At 60.6% G+C, this 15,764-nt stretch carries 14 protein-coding genes; all 14 read left to right on the top strand.

What is annotated here, in order from left to right; all coding sequences use genetic code 11:
- The first annotated feature begins 65 nt into the window (after window positions 1-65).
- A complete protein-coding gene (locus VD17_RS07615) occupies window positions 66-1,688 on the top strand; it encodes a methyl-accepting chemotaxis protein (protein ID WP_046053320.1) in 1,623 nt (540 codons plus the stop codon).
- Window positions 1,688-2,224 (top strand): chemotaxis protein CheW, encoded by a 537-nt coding sequence (locus tag VD17_RS07610; RefSeq protein WP_046053319.1) that lies wholly within the window; start codon window positions 1,688-1,690, stop codon window positions 2,222-2,224. The genes VD17_RS07615 and VD17_RS07610 overlap by 1 nt, the downstream gene beginning before the upstream one ends.
- The gene (locus VD17_RS07605; RefSeq protein WP_046053318.1) at window positions 2,221-3,495 is read left to right on the top strand and encodes a CheR family methyltransferase; all 1,275 of its coding nucleotides are present in this window, start codon (window positions 2,221-2,223) and stop codon (window positions 3,493-3,495) included. The genes VD17_RS07610 and VD17_RS07605 overlap by 4 nt, the downstream gene beginning before the upstream one ends.
- Complete coding sequence (locus VD17_RS07600) at window positions 3,492-4,175, top strand: chemotaxis protein CheW (protein ID WP_033056363.1); 684 nt, start codon at window positions 3,492-3,494, stop codon at window positions 4,173-4,175. Before VD17_RS07605 ends, VD17_RS07600 begins: the two co-directional genes overlap by 4 nt.
- Window positions 4,172-6,457 carry a hybrid sensor histidine kinase/response regulator gene (locus VD17_RS07595; RefSeq protein WP_046053317.1) on the top strand — a complete coding sequence of 762 codons (2,286 nt, stop codon included), beginning with the start codon at window positions 4,172-4,174 and terminating at the stop codon, window positions 6,455-6,457. The genes VD17_RS07600 and VD17_RS07595 overlap by 4 nt, the downstream gene beginning before the upstream one ends.
- Window positions 6,454-7,464 carry a chemotaxis response regulator protein-glutamate methylesterase gene (locus VD17_RS07590; protein WP_046053316.1) on the top strand — a complete coding sequence of 337 codons (1,011 nt, stop codon included), beginning with the start codon at window positions 6,454-6,456 and terminating at the stop codon, window positions 7,462-7,464. Before VD17_RS07595 ends, VD17_RS07590 begins: the two co-directional genes overlap by 4 nt.
- 47 nt (window positions 7,465-7,511) lie before the next feature.
- Window positions 7,512-8,513, top strand: coding sequence for a response regulator (locus VD17_RS07585; RefSeq protein WP_046053315.1), 1,002 nt, complete (start codon window positions 7,512-7,514; stop codon window positions 8,511-8,513).
- A 302-nt stretch (window positions 8,514-8,815) separates the two neighbouring features.
- Window positions 8,816-9,911, top strand: a protein-coding gene (gene prfB / locus VD17_RS07580) for a peptide chain release factor 2 (RefSeq protein WP_150630852.1) whose coding sequence is annotated in 2 segments (ribosomal slippage) — window positions 8,816-8,887 and window positions 8,889-9,911 — 1,095 coding nt in all. Because the reading frame shifts where the segments join, the coding sequence is not laid out codon by codon here.
- A gap of 71 nt (window positions 9,912-9,982) precedes the next feature.
- Window positions 9,983-11,485 carry a lysine--tRNA ligase gene (lysS, locus tag VD17_RS07575; protein WP_033056355.1) on the top strand — a complete coding sequence of 501 codons (1,503 nt, stop codon included), beginning with the start codon at window positions 9,983-9,985 and terminating at the stop codon, window positions 11,483-11,485.
- A gap of 102 nt (window positions 11,486-11,587) precedes the next feature.
- The gene (locus VD17_RS07570; protein WP_046053314.1) at window positions 11,588-12,304 is read left to right on the top strand and encodes a TetR/AcrR family transcriptional regulator; all 717 of its coding nucleotides are present in this window, start codon (window positions 11,588-11,590) and stop codon (window positions 12,302-12,304) included.
- 160 nt (window positions 12,305-12,464) lie between these two features.
- Window positions 12,465-13,019: a hypothetical protein gene (locus VD17_RS07565; protein WP_046053313.1), complete on the top strand. Its 555-nt coding sequence runs from the start codon at window positions 12,465-12,467 to the stop codon at window positions 13,017-13,019.
- A gap of 37 nt (window positions 13,020-13,056) precedes the next feature.
- Window positions 13,057-14,334, top strand: coding sequence for a flavohemoglobin expression-modulating QEGLA motif protein (locus VD17_RS07560; RefSeq protein WP_046053312.1), 1,278 nt, complete (start codon window positions 13,057-13,059; stop codon window positions 14,332-14,334).
- A 161-nt stretch (window positions 14,335-14,495) separates the two neighbouring features.
- Entirely contained in the window at window positions 14,496-15,410 is a 915-nt protein-coding gene (locus tag VD17_RS07555; RefSeq protein ID WP_046053311.1) for an alpha/beta hydrolase, read from the top strand.
- On the top strand, window positions 15,407-15,736 hold the full coding sequence (locus VD17_RS07550) for a hypothetical protein (protein ID WP_046053310.1): 330 nt from the start codon (window positions 15,407-15,409) through the stop codon (window positions 15,734-15,736). Before VD17_RS07555 ends, VD17_RS07550 begins: the two co-directional genes overlap by 4 nt.
- Window positions 15,737-15,764: the final 28 nt, after the last annotated feature.

The following is a 15,764-nucleotide window of genomic DNA, read 5'->3' as shown; positions in this document are numbered from 1 at the left end:
TCTAGATGCAGCCTCGCCCTCGGCTATACTCCGCAGCATTTGAAATGCCCCCCCGAGGACTGACTGTGAAGAATTGGACGTTGCGCCAACGCATCTTGGCGAGCTTTGCGGTGATTATCGCCATCATGTTGCTGATGGTCGTCGTGTCGTATTCCCGGCTGTTGAAGATCGAAGCCAGCGAAGCCAGCGTCCGTGAAGACGCGCTGCCCGGGTTGTATTACAGCTCGATGGTGCGCAGTGCCTGGGTCGACACTTACCTGCGGACCCAGGAAATGCTGGGCTTTAAGGAGGGGCAGGGCTTCAGCGCTCAAGAGGCCGAAAACTTCAAAAACTTCGAGGTGCGTCTGCAAGAGCAGATGAGTAGCTACCAAGGCACGATCACCAGGGATGAAGACAAGGTCGAGTACGCCGTTTTTGAAAAGCTCCATGATGATTACAACAAGGTTCTGGCTGCCGTGGTCGATTTGCATAAGCGCAATCAGGAAGCTGAAGCCATCAAGATGTTCAACGAGCAACTGACCCCGGCCTGGACCGCAGGTCGCACGAAGCTCAATGACATCATCCGCGAAAACAAAGCGGTGGCTGACAAGGACATCGCCAACATCGATGACGCCGTGGTCACCGCTAAAACCATCATGGGCATTTCCCTGCTGGTCGCGGTGCTGGCCGCCGGCCTCTGTGGTCTGCTGTTGATGCGCGCGATCATGGCGCCGATGAACCGCATTGTGCAGATCCTCGAAATCATGCGCACCGGCGACCTCAGTGGTCGTCTGAACCTGGCGCGCAAGGACGAATTCGGCGCCGTGGAAACCGGCTTCAACGACATGATGACCGAGCTGACGTCGCTGGTGTCCCAGGCCCAGCGTTCCTCGGTGCAGGTCACCACCTCGGTGACCGAGATCGCTGCCACCTCCAAGCAACAGCAAGCGACCGCTACCGAAACCGCCGCCACCACCACCGAAATCGGCGCGACATCCCGTGAGATTGCGGCCACTTCGCGGGATCTGGTGCGCACGATGATCGAAGTCTCCACCGCCGCCGATCAGGCCTCGGTACTCGCCGGTTCCGGGCAGCAAGGCCTGGCGCGGATGGAAGAGACCATGCACTCGGTGATGGGCGCGGCTGATCTGGTCAACGCCAAACTGGCGATCCTCAATGAGAAGGCCGGCAACATCAATCAGGTGGTGGTGACCATCGTCAAGGTCGCCGACCAGACCAATCTGCTGTCGCTCAACGCGGCGATTGAGGCCGAGAAGGCCGGTGAATACGGCCGCGGGTTTGCCGTGGTCGCCACCGAAGTACGGCGTCTGGCGGACCAGACCGCCGTCGCCACGTATGACATCGAGCAGATGGTGCGCGAGATCCAGTCGGCGGTGTCGGCCGGGGTGATGGGCATGGACAAGTTCTCTGAAGAAGTGCGCCGCGGCATGTCCGAAGTGCAGCAAATCGGCGAGCAGCTGTCGCAGATCATCCATCAGGTCCAGGCGCTGGCGCCGCGGGTGTTGATGGTCAACGAAGGCATGCAGGCCCAGGCCACGGGCGCGGAGCAGATCAACCACGCGCTGGTGCAGTTGGGCGATGCCAGCAGCCAGACCGTCGAGTCCCTGCGCCAGGCCAGTTTCGCCATCGACGAACTGAGCCAGGTGGCCGTAGGGCTGCGCAGTGGCGTTTCGCGATTCAAAGTCTGATGAGCGAACCCACGGCCAAGCGCACCGCCGTGAAGCCGGCGCTGCAATCATTGTTTCTGGTATTCCGCATCGGCAGCGAGCGCTATGCCTTGCAGGCCATCGAGGTGGCGGAAGTGCTGCCGCGTCTGCCGTTGAAACCGATTCCCCACGCGCCGGAATGGGTGGCCGGGGTGTTCGCCTACCGTGGCGCGGTGGTGCCGGTGATCGACCTCAGTGCGCTGACGTTCGGCCAGCCGGCCCAGGCCCGCACCAGCACGCGCTTGGTGCTGGTCAATTACCGTCCGGATGAAACTGCTGAGGCGCAATTGCTCGGGCTGATTCTGGAACAGGCCAGCGACACCTTGCGCTGCAACCCCGCGGATTTTCAGCCCTATGGCCTGGACAATCGGCAGGCGCCGTACCTCGGGCCGGTGCGTGAAGATGCCCAGGGTTTGCTGCAATGGGTGCGGGTCGCCGACTTGCTCGACGATCAGGTTCGCGCGCTGCTGTTTCCGTCGCAGCCTCTGAACCTGGCACTGCTTGAGGAGCGGCCATGAGCAGCGATCAGCGGTTTTTCGATTTCCTCAAAGAGCGCATCGGTCTCGACGTGACGTCAGTGGGCCCGGCGATCATCGAGCGTGCGGTGCGGCAACGCAGCACGGCATCCAACGCGCTGACGGCCGATGAGTACTGGCACACCTTGCTGGGTTCGCAGGACGAGCAGCAGGCGCTGATCGAAGCGGTGATCGTCCCCGAGACCTGGTTTTTCCGTTACCCGGAGTCCTTCGCCACGTTGGCGAAACTGGCCGCCAAACGCCTGAACGACATCAACAATATGCGCGCGCTGCGGATTCTCAGCCTGCCGTGTTCCACCGGTGAAGAACCGTATTCCATCGCCATGGCGTTGCTTGATGCCGGGCTCCAGCCGCACCAGTTCAAGGTCGAAGGCATGGACGTCAGCCCGTTGTCGGTGGAAAAAGCCCGGCGCGCGCTGTACGGCAAGAATTCGTTCCGTGGCCAGGACATCGCCTTTCGCGACCGGCATTTCACCGCTGAAGGCGAGGAGGGTTACCGCCTCAGCGGGCGAGTGCTCGAACAAGTGCGTTTGCAGGTCGGCAATCTGCTGGATCCGACGTTGCTGGCCAACGAGCCGCCTTATGACTTTGTGTTTTGCCGCAACCTGCTGATCTATTTCGATCAGCCGACCCAGCAGCAAGTGTTCGAAGTGCTCAAGCGTCTGACCCATTTCGACGGTGTGTTGTTTATCGGCCCGGCCGAGGGCAGTTTGCTCGGCCGTTTTGGCATGCGTTCGATCGGCATCCCGCAGTCCTTTGCGTTCAGTCGTCAGAGCGCGCCAGAGCCTGCGCCCATTGTGACGTTTGTGCCGACGCCCCTGCCCGTGCGCCAACCGGTGCCCAGCGTGGCACCGTCGCCCGTTCGCAGCCGGCCCTTCGTAACGGTGGCGCCGCTACCTGTCGTGACGAAAGTCGCCAACCCGGACACCGCCGCGCTGCTGGCGAACATCGCCGCGCTGGCCAACGAAGGCAAAAGTGCCGAGGCTCGCGCCGCGTGCGATAGCTATTTGCGCAGTCATGAACCCGTGGCCCAAGTCTTCTACTGGCTGGGCTTGCTCAGCGATGTCGCCGGCAGAGTCCTTGAGGCTCAGGGTTTTTATCGCAAGGCGTTGTACCTTGACCCGCAACATCCCGACGCGTTGATGCACCTGGCGGCGTTGCTGCAATCCTTGGGCGACACGGCGGGAGCCAGACGATTGCAGGACCGCGCCGCCCGCAGCGAGCGCGCCGCTGACAGTGAGCGTAAACGATGAACGCCGCCGACACCTTTAGCCTCACCCATGAAGATGCCCAGGCCATCGACGACTGCTGGAACCGCATCGGTATCCACGGCGACAAGTCCTGCCCGCTGCTGAGCGATCACATTCACTGCCGCAATTGCGCGGTGTATTCGGCCGCAGCGACGCGCTTGCTCGACCGCTACGCGCTGCAGCAGGAAGACCGCGGGCAAGTCACCACGGCGGTCGAGAGCGAGGTGAAAACCCGCTCGCTGCTGATGTTCCGTCTGGGTGAAGAATGGCTGGCCCTGGCCACTCGCAGTCTGGTGGAAGTCGCGCCGCTGCAAGCGATTCATTCCCTGCCGCACCAACGCTCCCGGGCCTTGCTCGGCGTGGCGAATGTGCGCGGTGCGTTGGTGGCGTGCCTGTCGCTGGTGGAATTGCTCGGGCTCGACGGCGCCAGCAGTGTGGCGTCCGGTGCGCGGGTCATGCCGCGCATGCTGATCATCGCCGCCCACGGTGGACCGGTGGTGGTACCGGTGGATGAAGTGGACGGGATTCACGCCATCGACGAACGCGTCCTCGAGGCGGCGTCCCGCTCCGGTACGCAGGCCAGCGCCAAATACACCCGTGGCGTGTTGCAATTCAAAGGTCGCAGCCTGCGGTGGCTGGATGAAGAACAGCTGTTGTCCGCCGTGACCCGGAGCCTCACATGACCCCCGAGCAAATGCGCGACGCCTCTTTGCTGGAACTGTTCAGTCTGGAAGCCGAGGCCCAGACCTTGGTGCTAAGCGCCGGCCTGCTGGCGCTCGAGCGCGATCCGACCCAGGCCGATTACCTCGAGTCGTGCATGCGCGCGGCCCACTCGCTCAAGGGCGCGGCGCGGATTGTCGGGGTCGATGCCGGGGTCAGCGTCGCCCATGTGATGGAAGATTACCTGGTCAGCGCCCAGGAAGGGCGCCTGTACCTGCGGCCCGAATACATTGATGCACTGTTGCAAGGCACTGATCTGCTGATGCGAATTGCGACGCCGGGCAACGCTCCGGCGCCTGCGGATATCGAAGCTTACGTCGTCTTGATGGGACGGCTGCTTGATCACATGACGGCTACCCACATCGCGCCGCCGATGGCAGAACTTCAGCTGGAACCGCCGACGCCCAAGGTTGGGCCGCCCATGCCGGCCACCACCGAAGCCCCCCCGGCAGCGCCCGCCGAGCCAGCGCCCCAGACTAAACGCACCATCGAAAATGGCGAGCGCGTATTACGCGTCACGGCCGAACGCCTGAACAGCCTGCTGGATCTGTCGAGCAAATCCCTGGTGGAAACCCTGCGGCTCAAACCGCACCTGGCCACCATGCAACGCCTCAAGCGTATGCAGAACAACGGCCTGCGGGCACTGGAAAACCTCAACGTCCACCTCAAGGAACATGCCTTGAGTCTGGAAGCACAGGAAGCCCTCGAAGACGCTCGTCGGCTACTGGCTGAGTCTCAGCAATTGCTGGTGGAAAAGAACGCCGAACTGGATGAATTCGCCTGGCAGGCCAGTCAACGGGCGCAAGTCTTGTACGACACCGCGCTGGCCTGCCGCATGCGGCCGTTTGCCGATGTGTTGACCGGGCAAGTGCGCATGGTCCGCGACCTCGGTCGCAGCCTCGGCAAACAGGTGCGGCTGGAGATCGAGGGCGAGAAAACCCAGGTCGACCGCGACGTGTTGGAAAAGCTTGAAGCGCCGCTGACTCACCTGCTGCGCAATGCCGTGGATCACGGCATCGAATCCCCGGAGCAACGGCTATTGGCGGGCAAACCCGCTGAAGGCCTGATCCGTTTGCGCGTCTCTCATCAGGCCGGTCTGTTGGTGCTGGAACTGAGCGATGACGGCAATGGCGTCGATCTGGAAAAGGTCCGCCGCAGCATCATCGAGCGCCAATTGTCCCCGGCCGAAACCGCTGCGCAATTGAGTGAAGAAGAGCTGCTGACCTTCCTGTTTCTACCGGGTTTCAGCCTGCGCGACACGGTCACCGAAGTCTCCGGGCGCGGCGTCGGGCTGGATGCGGTCCAGCACATGGTCCGCCAGGTGCGCGGTGCGGTCGTGCTGGAGCAAGTGGCGGGCGAGGGCAGTCGTTTCCATCTCGAAGTGCCGCTGACCCTGTCGGTGGTGCGCAGTCTGGTGGTGGAAGTCGGTGACGAGGCGTATGCCTTCCCGCTGGCCCATATCGAACGGATGTGCGATCTGGAGCCGGCGGACATTGTCCAGGTCGAAGGCCGTCAGCATTTCTGGCACGAAGGCCGGCATGTCGGGCTGGTCGCGGCCAGTCAGCTGTTGCAGCGTCCGGCGAGCCAGAACAGTCAGCAAACCCTCAAAGTGGTGGTGATTCGCGAGCGCGAGGCGATTTACGGCGTGGCGGTCGAGCGTTTTATCGGCGAGCGGACGTTGGTCGTTTTGCCGCTGGACGAGCGTCTGGGCAAGGTGCAGGACATTTCCGCCGGGGCCTTGCTCGACGATGGTTCGGTGGTGCTGATTGTCGACGTTGAAGACATGCTGCGTTCGGTGGACAAACTGCTCAATACCGGGCGTCTTGAGCGCATTGCCCGTCAGGGCAGCCAGGCGGTTGAGGCGGCTCGGAAACGGATTCTGGTGGTCGACGATTCGCTGACCGTGCGTGAGCTGCAACGCAAGTTGCTACTCAATCGCGGCTACGACGTGGCGGTGGCGGTGGACGGTATGGACGGCTGGAACGCCCTGCGATCGGAGGATTTCGATCTGCTGATCACCGACATCGATATGCCACGCATGGATGGCATCGAACTGGTGTCTTTATTGCGTCGGGACAATCGCCTGCAATCCCTTCCGGTTATGGTGGTGTCGTACAAAGATCGTGAAGAGGACCGTCGCCGTGGACTGGACGCTGGAGCCGACTACTATCTAGCCAAAGCCAGTTTTCATGACGACGCCCTGCTTGACGCGGTGGTTGAGCTCATTGGAGGAGCACGTGGATGAAAATAGCGATCGTCAACGACATGGGGATGGCGGTGGAGGCCCTGCGCCGCGCCTTGGCATTTGATCCGGCGCACGAGGTGGTCTGGGTCGCCAGCAATGGGGCCGAAGCGGTGCGGCGTTGCGCTGAAAATACGCCGGATCTGATTCTGATGGATTTGATCATGCCTGTGATGGATGGCGTGGAGGCGACCCGGCGGATCATGGCTGAAACGCCGTGCGCGATTGTCATCGTTACGGTCGACCGCGAGCAGAACGTGCATCGGGTGTTTGAGGCCATGGGCCACGGAGCGCTGGATGTGGTCGATACGCCGTCCATCGGTGCCGGTAATGCTCAAGAGGCAGCGGCGCCGTTACTGCGCAAGATCATGAACATCGGTTGGCTGATCGGTGACCGGGGCAATCGGGAGCGAGCCGCCCCGAGCCCGCTGCGAAGTTCGGCTTCGCGCCAGCGCCTGATTGCCATTGGCTCATCCGCCGGTGGGCCGGCTGCGCTGGAAGTATTGCTCAAGGGGTTGCCGCTGGATTTTTCGCCCGCCATCGTGCTGGTGCAGCATGTTGACCAGGTGTTCGCCGCCGGCATGGCCGAATGGCTCAGCAGCGCCAGCGGCCTGAATGTGCGCCTGGCCCAGGAAGGTGAGCCTCCGCAGGCCGGCGCGGTGCTGCTGGCGGGCACCAACCACCATATTCGCTTGTTGAAAAACGGCACGCTGGCCTACACCGCCGAACCGGTCAACGAGATCTACCGGCCCTCGATCGATGTGTTCTTCGAGAGCGTGGCCAATTACTGGAATGGCGATGCCGTGGGTGTTTTGCTCACCGGTATGGGACGAGATGGTGCACAGGGGCTTAAACTCATGCGCCAACAGGGCTACCTGACCATCGCTCAGGATCAGAACAGCAGCGCGGTGTACGGCATGCCGAAGGCGGCAGCGGCCATCGACGCGGCTGTGGAGATTCGCCCACTGGAAAAGATAGCGCCACGATTGCTGGAGATTTTCCCCAAATGAAGACATTTCACAGCAATCTGGCCCAAGTAGTACTCAGGTGACTGCCCATGAATGATTTACAGCTCGACGACTTCAAAACCGACGAAAACGCCGCCATGGTGTTGTTGGTGGACGATCAGGCAATGATCGGCGAGGCGGTGCGCCGCGGGTTGTCGAACGAAGATAACATCGACTTCCACTTCTGCTCCGACCCGCACCAGGCCATCGCCCACGCGATCCGCATCAAACCGACGGTGATCCTCCAGGATCTGGTGATGCCCGGTCTTGATGGCTTGAGCCTGGTGCGCGAGTACCGCAACCATCCGGCCACCAAGGACATCCCGATTATTGTCCTGTCGACCAAGGAAGACCCGCTGATCAAGAGCGCGGCGTTTGCGGCCGGGGCCAATGATTACCTGGTGAAGTTGCCGGACAACATCGAACTGGTGGCGCGCATCCGCTATCACTCGCGCTCCTACATGACGTTGCTGCAACGCGACGCCGCTTATCGCGCATTGCGGGTCAGCCAGCAGCAGTTGCTCGACACCAACCTGGTGCTGCAGCGCCTGATGAACTCAGACGGCCTGACCGGGCTGTCGAACCGCCGGCATTTCGACGAATACCTGGAGCTTGAGTGGCGCCGTTCGCTGCGTGATCAGAGTCAACTGTCGCTGCTAATGATCGATGTCGACTACTTCAAGTCCTACAACGACAGCTTCGGCCACCTTGAAGGCGATGAAGCCCTGCGCAAAGTGGCCACGGCGATTCGTGATGCCAGCGCCCGACCTTCGGACCTGCCGGCCCGTTACGGCGGCGAAGAATTCGCCCTGGTGCTGCCCAATACATCGCCGGGCGGCGCGCGACTGGTCGCGGAAAAACTTCGCCAGACCGTGGCTGCGCTGAAGATTCCGCATGTTTCCCCGGCCGAAGGTTCGAGCCTGACCATCAGCATCGGCCTGTCGACCATGACCCCGCAGCAGGGCGGCGACTGCCGTCAATTGATCTTGGCGGCGGACAAGGGGCTGTATCTGGCGAAGAACAATGGGCGTAATCAGGTGGGGATTGAGTGAAATTCAGAATCGACCCCTCATCGGAACGCCGCCCGCCCATCCCTCTCCCCACGGGGGAGAGGGGGAAAGGGAGCCGATCGGGGGCTTTTCAGAACCTGAGTTCGACTCGGAATTTTCAGGTCGCAGTATTTCGAAAGACACTTAGGTCAGTCCCCTCGCCCCTCGGGGAGAGGGGTAGGGTGAGGGGGAGCGATTTCAAGCCTGATAAAGAACCCGCTAAAGCCGCCAGGCGGGCTGCCGTTACAGCCTGATTACGTTATACTCGCCGGCTTTCAAAAGTTCGCCAACGAGTGCTGCCCGCCATGGAAATCAACCCGATCCTTAACAGTATCAAGGACCTGTCCGAGCGCTCCGAAACTATTCGGGGGTATCTTTGACTACGATCAAAAGCATGAGCGTCTGACTGAAGTCAATCGCGAGCTTGAAGATCCGTCTGTCTGGAACAACCCGTCGTACGCTCAGGAACTGGGCCGCGAGCGATCCCTGCTGGCCCAGATCGTCGAAACCCTCGACGAAATGCACAGCGGCCTGGCCGACGCCAAAGACCTGCTGCTGATGTCCGCCGAAGAAGAAGACCAGGCCGCCGTCGATGACGTCGCTGCCGAAGTCGAGCGCCTGCGCGAGTCCCTGGAAAAACTCGAATTCCGTCGCATGTTCAGTGGTGAGATGGACGCCAACAACGCCTACCTGGACATCCAGGCCGGCTCCGGCGGCACCGAGGCCCAGGACTGGGCCAACATCCTGCTGCGCATGTACCTGCGCTGGGCTGACAAACGCGGTTTCGACGCGACCATCATGGAACTGTCGGCCGGCGAAGTCGCCGGGATCAAGGGCGCCACTGTCCACATCAAGGGCGAATATGCCTTTGGCTGGTTGCGTACCGAAATCGGCGTGCACCGTCTGGTGCGCAAGAGTCCGTTCGACTCCGGCAACCGTCGCCACACCTCGTTCTCGGCCGTGTTCGTGTCGCCGGAAATCGATGACAACATCGAAATCGACATCAACCCGTCGGACCTGCGCATCGACACCTACCGCTCCTCCGGTGCCGGTGGTCAGCACGTAAACACCACCGATTCGGCCGTACGGATTACTCACGTACCGTCCAACACCGTGGTCAGCTGCCAGAACGAACGCTCCCAGCACGCCAACAAAGACACCGCGATGAAAATGTTGCGGGCGCGCTTGTACGAGCAGGAAGTGCAGAAACGCAACGCCGCCTCCCAGGCCCTGGAAGACACCAAGTCGGACATCGGCTGGGGTCACCAGATTCGCTCTTACGTGCTCGATGCGTCGCGAATCAAGGATTTGCGCACTAACATCGAACGCAGTGACTGCGACAAGGTGCTCGACGGCGACATCGACGAATACCTGGTGGCCAGCCTGAAGCAAGGCCTGTAAACCGCCAGTCAAGACCTTAAGTCCCCTGCCACCGGTGGGGGCAACGAACCTGTGATGGAATTTTTAAAGACATGAGCGACCTAGAACTCGACCCGCAAGCCCTGCAACAGGAAGAAAACTCCCTGATCGCCCTGCGCAAGGAAAAGCTGGCTGCCGAGCGCGCCAAGGGCAATGCCTTCCCGAACGACTTCCGCCGCGACAACTACTGCGAAGACTTGCAGAAACAGTACGCGGACAAGACCAAGGAAGAGCTGGCAGAGGCTGCAATCCCGGTCAAGGTTGCCGGTCGCATCATGCTCAACCGTGGCTCGTTCATGGTGATCCAGGACATGTCCGGTCGCATTCAGGTTTACGTCAACCGTAAAACCCTGTCCGAAGAAACCCTGGCCGCGGTGAAAACCTGGGACCTGGGCGACATCATCGCCGCCGAAGGCACCCTGGCCCGTTCCGGCAAGGGCGACCTGTACGTCGAAATGACCAGCGTGCGCCTGCTGACCAAATCCCTGCGCCCGCTGCCGGACAAGCACCACGGCCTGACCGACACCGAATCCCGTTATCGTCAGCGTTACGTTGACCTGATCGTCAACGACGACGTGCGCCAGACTTTCCGCGTTCGTTCGCAAGTCATCGCGCACATCCGCAGCTTCCTGATGAAACGAGACTTCCTGGAAGTCGAAACACCGATGCTGCAAACCATTCCAGGCGGTGCAGCGGCCAAGCCGTTTGAAACACACCACAACGCCCTGGACATGGACATGTACCTGCGCATCGCGCCGGAGCTGTACCTCAAGCGTCTGGTGGTCGGTGGTTTTGAAAAGGTGTTCGAGATCAACCGCAACTTCCGTAACGAAGGCGTTTCGACTCGTCACAACCCTGAATTCACCATGTTGGAGTTCTACCAGGCTTACGCCGACTACGAAGACAACATGGACCTGACCGAAGAACTGTTCCGCGAACTGGCACAGCTGGTTCTGGGCAGCACCGACGTGCCTTACGGCGACAAAGTGTTCCACTTCGGCGAACCGTTCGTGCGTCTGTCGGTGTTCGACTCGATCCTCAAGTACAACCCTGAGCTGACCGCTGACGACCTGAACGACATCGACAAGGCTCGTGCCATCGCCAAGAAGGCCGGCGCCAAGGTGTTGGGCTTCGAAGGTCTGGGCAAATTGCAGGTGATGATTTTTGAAGAGCTGGTCGAGCACAAGCTGGAACAGCCGCACTTCATCACTCAGTACCCGTTCGAAGTGTCGCCGCTGGCCCGTCGTAACGACGACAACCCGAACGTCACCGACCGTTTCGAACTGTTCATCGGTGGCCGCGAAATCGCCAACGCCTACTCCGAGTTGAACGACGCGGAAGACCAGGCCGAGCGCTTCATGGCGCAGGTGGCCGACAAGGACGCCGGCGACGATGAAGCCATGCATTACGACGCCGACTTCGTTCGCGCGCTGGAGTACGGCATGCCGCCAACGGCCGGTGAAGGTATCGGCATCGACCGTCTGGTGATGCTGCTGACCAACTCCCCGTCGATCCGCGACGTGATCCTGTTCCCGCACATGCGGCCACAAGCGTAAGTGTTTCAATAAAAAAGCCGCCTAAAACAGGCGGCTTTTTATTGCCTGTCTGGTACAAACGTATCAAATGGTTACTTTTGAAGTAAGGGAGGAGTACCTGTCGTGAACCGTGCAATTGCTCAAGAGGGTGCAGCGGGCGTCGCCACTGCGGTCGCTGAAAGTGTTCAGTACCAGGGTCGCAAGGCCAGCCGACAGGGCAGTGAGCAGCGTCGACAGGACATTCTCGATGCGGCGATGCGCATTGTCGTGCGCGATGGCGTACGGGCCGTGCGTCACCGCGCGGTGGCCGCCGAGGCCGGTGTGCCGCTGTCGGCCACCACTTACTATTTCAAGGATATCGATGACCTGCTCACCGATACCTTTGCCCAATACGTGGAACGCAGCGCGGCGTTCATGGCCAAGTTGTGGGCCAGCAACGAAGGTCTGCTGCGCGAGATGGTTGCTTATGGCGATGGCGGCCCCGAGTCCCGTTCACAGCTGGCCGACGATATCGCACGCCTGACCGCCGATTATGTGCAGCGCCAATTGCACAACCGTCGCGAGCACTTGATGGCCGAGCAGGCGTTCCGTCAAGAGGCCCTGTTGAACCCGCGCCTGGCGATGTTGGTGCGCTCCCATCAGCAAATTCTTCTGCAAGGCACCTGCCATTTTTTCGAGGTGTTGGGTTCCCGCGAGCCACAACAGGATGCCAAAGTGTTGACGGCGATTATCGGACGGATGGAATATCAGGGCCTGCTCAACGACGCCGAGCCTGTCGCCGAAGCCGAAATGCTCGGCATCCTGACCCGCTACATGCATTTGGTATTGGCGTCGGTGTAACCCTGAAGGAACCCACAACCCCTGTGGGAGCGAGCTTGCTCGCGATGACGGTTTAACATTCGACATAGATGTCGCCTGACACTCCGCTTTCGCGAGCAAGCTCGCTCCCACAGGGTCCGGGGTCGGTTTGAGATCGCGGTGTATCGATAGGGAGTGTTGAATGAAAGCCTGGCGTGTCGTTGTGATCGCCTTGTCGTTCCTGCTGCTCAGTGGCTGTCTGGTGACCTTCAAGGAGCCGCTGCCCTCGAGCGAGCCCGCGCCTAAAGGGTTGCTCGGCAAATGGACCAGCACCAACGCCTGGGGCGAGCCGCTGAATCTGGAGCTGACGCGCCTCGGCGACAATCACTATCAGGCCGTCAGCTACTTCAAGGCTAAACCCAAGGAGCGCGAAGCCTATCCCTTCACGGTGACCCGCCATGGCAGTCGCTGGTACCTGTCGGCCAAGGTGCCGGCGCAATTCGGTGGGCATTTCACTCTATTGGGTTTTGAACTCACCGATAAGCATGAACTGGTGGTCTATAACCTCGACCTCGAGCAGATCAACCAGGCCCTGAGGCAAAAAGTCCTCAGCGGCGAAGGCTTCCAGACCGACGACGGCGACGGTGTGTTGATCAACAACAATCTGGACCAGGTCTTCGCCTACCTTGACGACCCGGCCAATTCCGATGTGTTCGTCGAGGCCGTGCGCTATCAGCGCCAGGCCAAAGCCAAATAAACCCAGCACGTAAACGGTTTTTCTACAGGAGTTTCGGGTGGACGATTACCAGCAGTCGATACGCATTTTGTCCGATCGCATTGTGCTGGCGCAGACGCCGATTCGCGTCCTCGATGCAGTCAAGTGGGACGACAGCATCCGCAAGGGTTTCCTCAAGGCCAAGGGCAAGGAAATGCCGGCGGTGGACCGCGATTACTATCTGAACCGGCCGCTGGCGTTCGACTCCAGCAAGGTGAAACTGGAATTCCAGAACATCGAGCGCGACATCACCCGTCAGCTTGGCCAGTTCAACCCGGTCGGCCAGATCATGCGCCGCATGTGCAAGGAATACCGGATGGTGGTGCGCATGCTCGAAGCGCGCGGCACCGAGGATTTCGGGCTGATTTCACAGGAGCTTTACGGTGCCGCTTCCGACGCGTTCCACGCCGGCGATCCGACCCTTTCCGACCTGGGCCTGATGCTCTCGGATTACCTGAACAATATCGATGGCCGTGGCGACCTGAAGGACGAACCGAAAATCCTCACCGCCAAGGAAGCCGTCCACCTGCTGCAAACCCGCTTGAACAAGGTATTCGGCGAGGCCGAGGAAACCATTCGCGTATTCGAGTCCGACGGGATCGTCGCCGATGCCGCGGCTGGCGCCGATTACATCAAGATCCGCGCCGACGCGATGTTCAACGACCGTGACGTGCGCGCTCTGGAAGTCCATGAAGGGCTGGTGCATGTGGGCACCACGCTCAATGGTCTGAACCAGCCGATCTGCACCTTCCTTTCCAAAGGCCCGCCGTCGTCGACAGTGACTCAGGAAGGCCTGGCGATCCTGATGGAAATCATCACGTTCGCCTCGTACCCGAGTCGCCTGCGCAAACTGACCAACCGCACCCGCGCCATTCACATGGTGGAGGAGGGCGCGGACTTCCTGCAGATCTTCGAGTTCTTCCGCGAGCAAGGTTTTGAAATGGCGGAAAGCTATGGCAACGCCAGTCGGGTTTTCCGTGGCTCGGTGCCGACAGGTCTGCCATTTACCAAAGACTTGTCCTACCTCAAGGGCTTTATCATGGTTTACAACTACATTCAGTTGGCCGTGCGTAAAGGCAAGCTTGAGCAGATACCGCTGCTGTTTTGCGGCAAGACCACGCTGGAAGACATGCGCACCTTGCGCCAGTTGGTGGACGAAGGCCTGGTGGTACCGCCCAAATATTTGCCGGAACAGTTCCGCGACATGAATGCGCTGTCGGCGTGGATGTGCTTCTCCAACTTCCTCAATCACCTGAGCCTGGACCGGATCGAAGCGGATTACTCCAATATCCTCTAACGATCACGAAATTCCCCTGTAGGAGTGAGCCGGCTCCGGGCGGCGTTCCGACGATTGCGGTTCAACATTCAACATTGATGTTGACTGACACACCGCTATCGCGAGCAGGCTCACTCCTACAGGGATTTGGATTTCAATCCATTACTGCGAGGTATCATCGGATGAGAGTCCTCGGCTTTTTCTGCCTTCTCCTGACCTTGAGCGGCTGCAGTTCGCTGCTGTTCTACCCCGAACCCGGCCAGCTGTTTACCCCGGAAAAAGCCAAACTCGAATACCGCGACGTCACCCTGACAACCGCCGACGGCCTCAAGCTGCACGGCTGGTGGTTGCCGGCCAAACAAGGTGTCGCGGTCAAAGGCACGGTGCTGCATTTGCACGGTAATGGCGGCAACCTGCCCATGCACCTTGGGGGGAGTTGGTGGTTACCGAAAGAAGGGTATCAAGTGCTGCTGCTGGACTATCGCGGCTACGGTCTGTCCGAGGGTGAACCGACGCTGCCGGATATCTACCAGGACATCGACGCCGCGTTCAAATGGCTGGATCAGGCGCCGGAGGTCAAGGGCAAGCCGCTGATCCTGCTGGGCCAAAGCCTTGGCGGTTCGATGGCGGTGCACTATCTGGTTCAGCACCCCGAACGCCAGAAGCAACTCAAGGCTTTCGTCCTCGATGGCGTGCCCGCCAGTTACCGCAGTATCGGTCAATTTGCCCTGAGCCAATCCTGGCTGACCTGGATGTTTCAGGTGCCGCTGTCCTGGCTGGTGCCGGACGGCGACAGCGCGATCCATTCCATGGCGCAGCTCAATGGCGTGCCGAAACTGATCTACCACAGCATCGACGATCCGATCGTGCCCCTTTCCAACGGCATCCGTCTGTATCAAGCTGCGCCGCCGCCGCGGGTGCTGCAACTGACCCGTGGCGGTCATGTGCAGACGTTCGCCGACCCGGTCTGGCGCAAAGTCATGCTGCGTTTTCTCGATGACCCGCAGCATTTCAACGGCCTGCGCCGCCTGGGTGAAGTCCCGAATTACCCGGCGCCGAAAAATTCTGAAGATGAACCACCAGAGAGTCCGCAATGAGTGAAGAACGTAACGCCATCCCGCTGATCATCACCGGTATCTGCAGCATCCTCGGCACTGTCGCAGCGCTGTGGTTCTACGGCTACCTGCACTTCGCCAAACCCGAAGATGCGCTGCTGCTCAGCGACTTCACCATGCTCAAGACTGTGCCGGGCGAAGACTACAAAGTCTCTCTGGAGCCGGCCCCGCAAGTCGCGCAATGCATCGATGGCGTGCTGGTGATGTTCGACACCGAGCAGAAAGGCCTGAGCGGGGTGTTGGTCAACAACAAGAAAAAAGCCGTGCGCTGCATGGGTGAGGAAACCCCGCAGAAGCTGCAACCGTAGCGCTCCCGGAAAGATCGCAGCCTCGTTT

The sequence above is a fragment of the Pseudomonas fluorescens genome, assembly GCF_000968015.1.
Lineage (GTDB): Bacteria > Pseudomonadota > Gammaproteobacteria > Pseudomonadales > Pseudomonadaceae > Aquipseudomonas > Aquipseudomonas fluorescens_W.
This window is presented reverse-complemented; position numbering and strand designations above follow the sequence as displayed.

Coding starts and splice junctions, on each gene's coding strand:
- VD17_RS07610 (WP_046053319.1), top strand. CDS start 1,688: ATGAGCGAACCCACGGCCAAGCGCACCGCCGTGAAGCCGGCGCTGCAA.
- VD17_RS07605 (WP_046053318.1), top strand. CDS start 2,221: ATGAGCAGCGATCAGCGGTTTTTCGATTTCCTCAAAGAGCGCATCGGT.
- VD17_RS07600 (WP_033056363.1), top strand. CDS start 3,492: ATGAACGCCGCCGACACCTTTAGCCTCACCCATGAAGATGCCCAGGCC.
- VD17_RS07585 (WP_046053315.1), top strand. CDS start 7,512: ATGAATGATTTACAGCTCGACGACTTCAAAACCGACGAAAACGCCGCC.
- VD17_RS07590 (WP_046053316.1), top strand. CDS start 6,454: ATGAAAATAGCGATCGTCAACGACATGGGGATGGCGGTGGAGGCCCTG.
- lysS (WP_033056355.1), top strand. CDS start 9,983: ATGAGCGACCTAGAACTCGACCCGCAAGCCCTGCAACAGGAAGAAAAC.
- VD17_RS07595 (WP_046053317.1), top strand. CDS start 4,172: ATGACCCCCGAGCAAATGCGCGACGCCTCTTTGCTGGAACTGTTCAGT.
- VD17_RS07565 (WP_046053313.1), top strand. CDS start 12,465: ATGAAAGCCTGGCGTGTCGTTGTGATCGCCTTGTCGTTCCTGCTGCTC.
- VD17_RS07550 (WP_046053310.1), top strand. CDS start 15,407: ATGAGTGAAGAACGTAACGCCATCCCGCTGATCATCACCGGTATCTGC.
- VD17_RS07555 (WP_046053311.1), top strand. CDS start 14,496: ATGAGAGTCCTCGGCTTTTTCTGCCTTCTCCTGACCTTGAGCGGCTGC.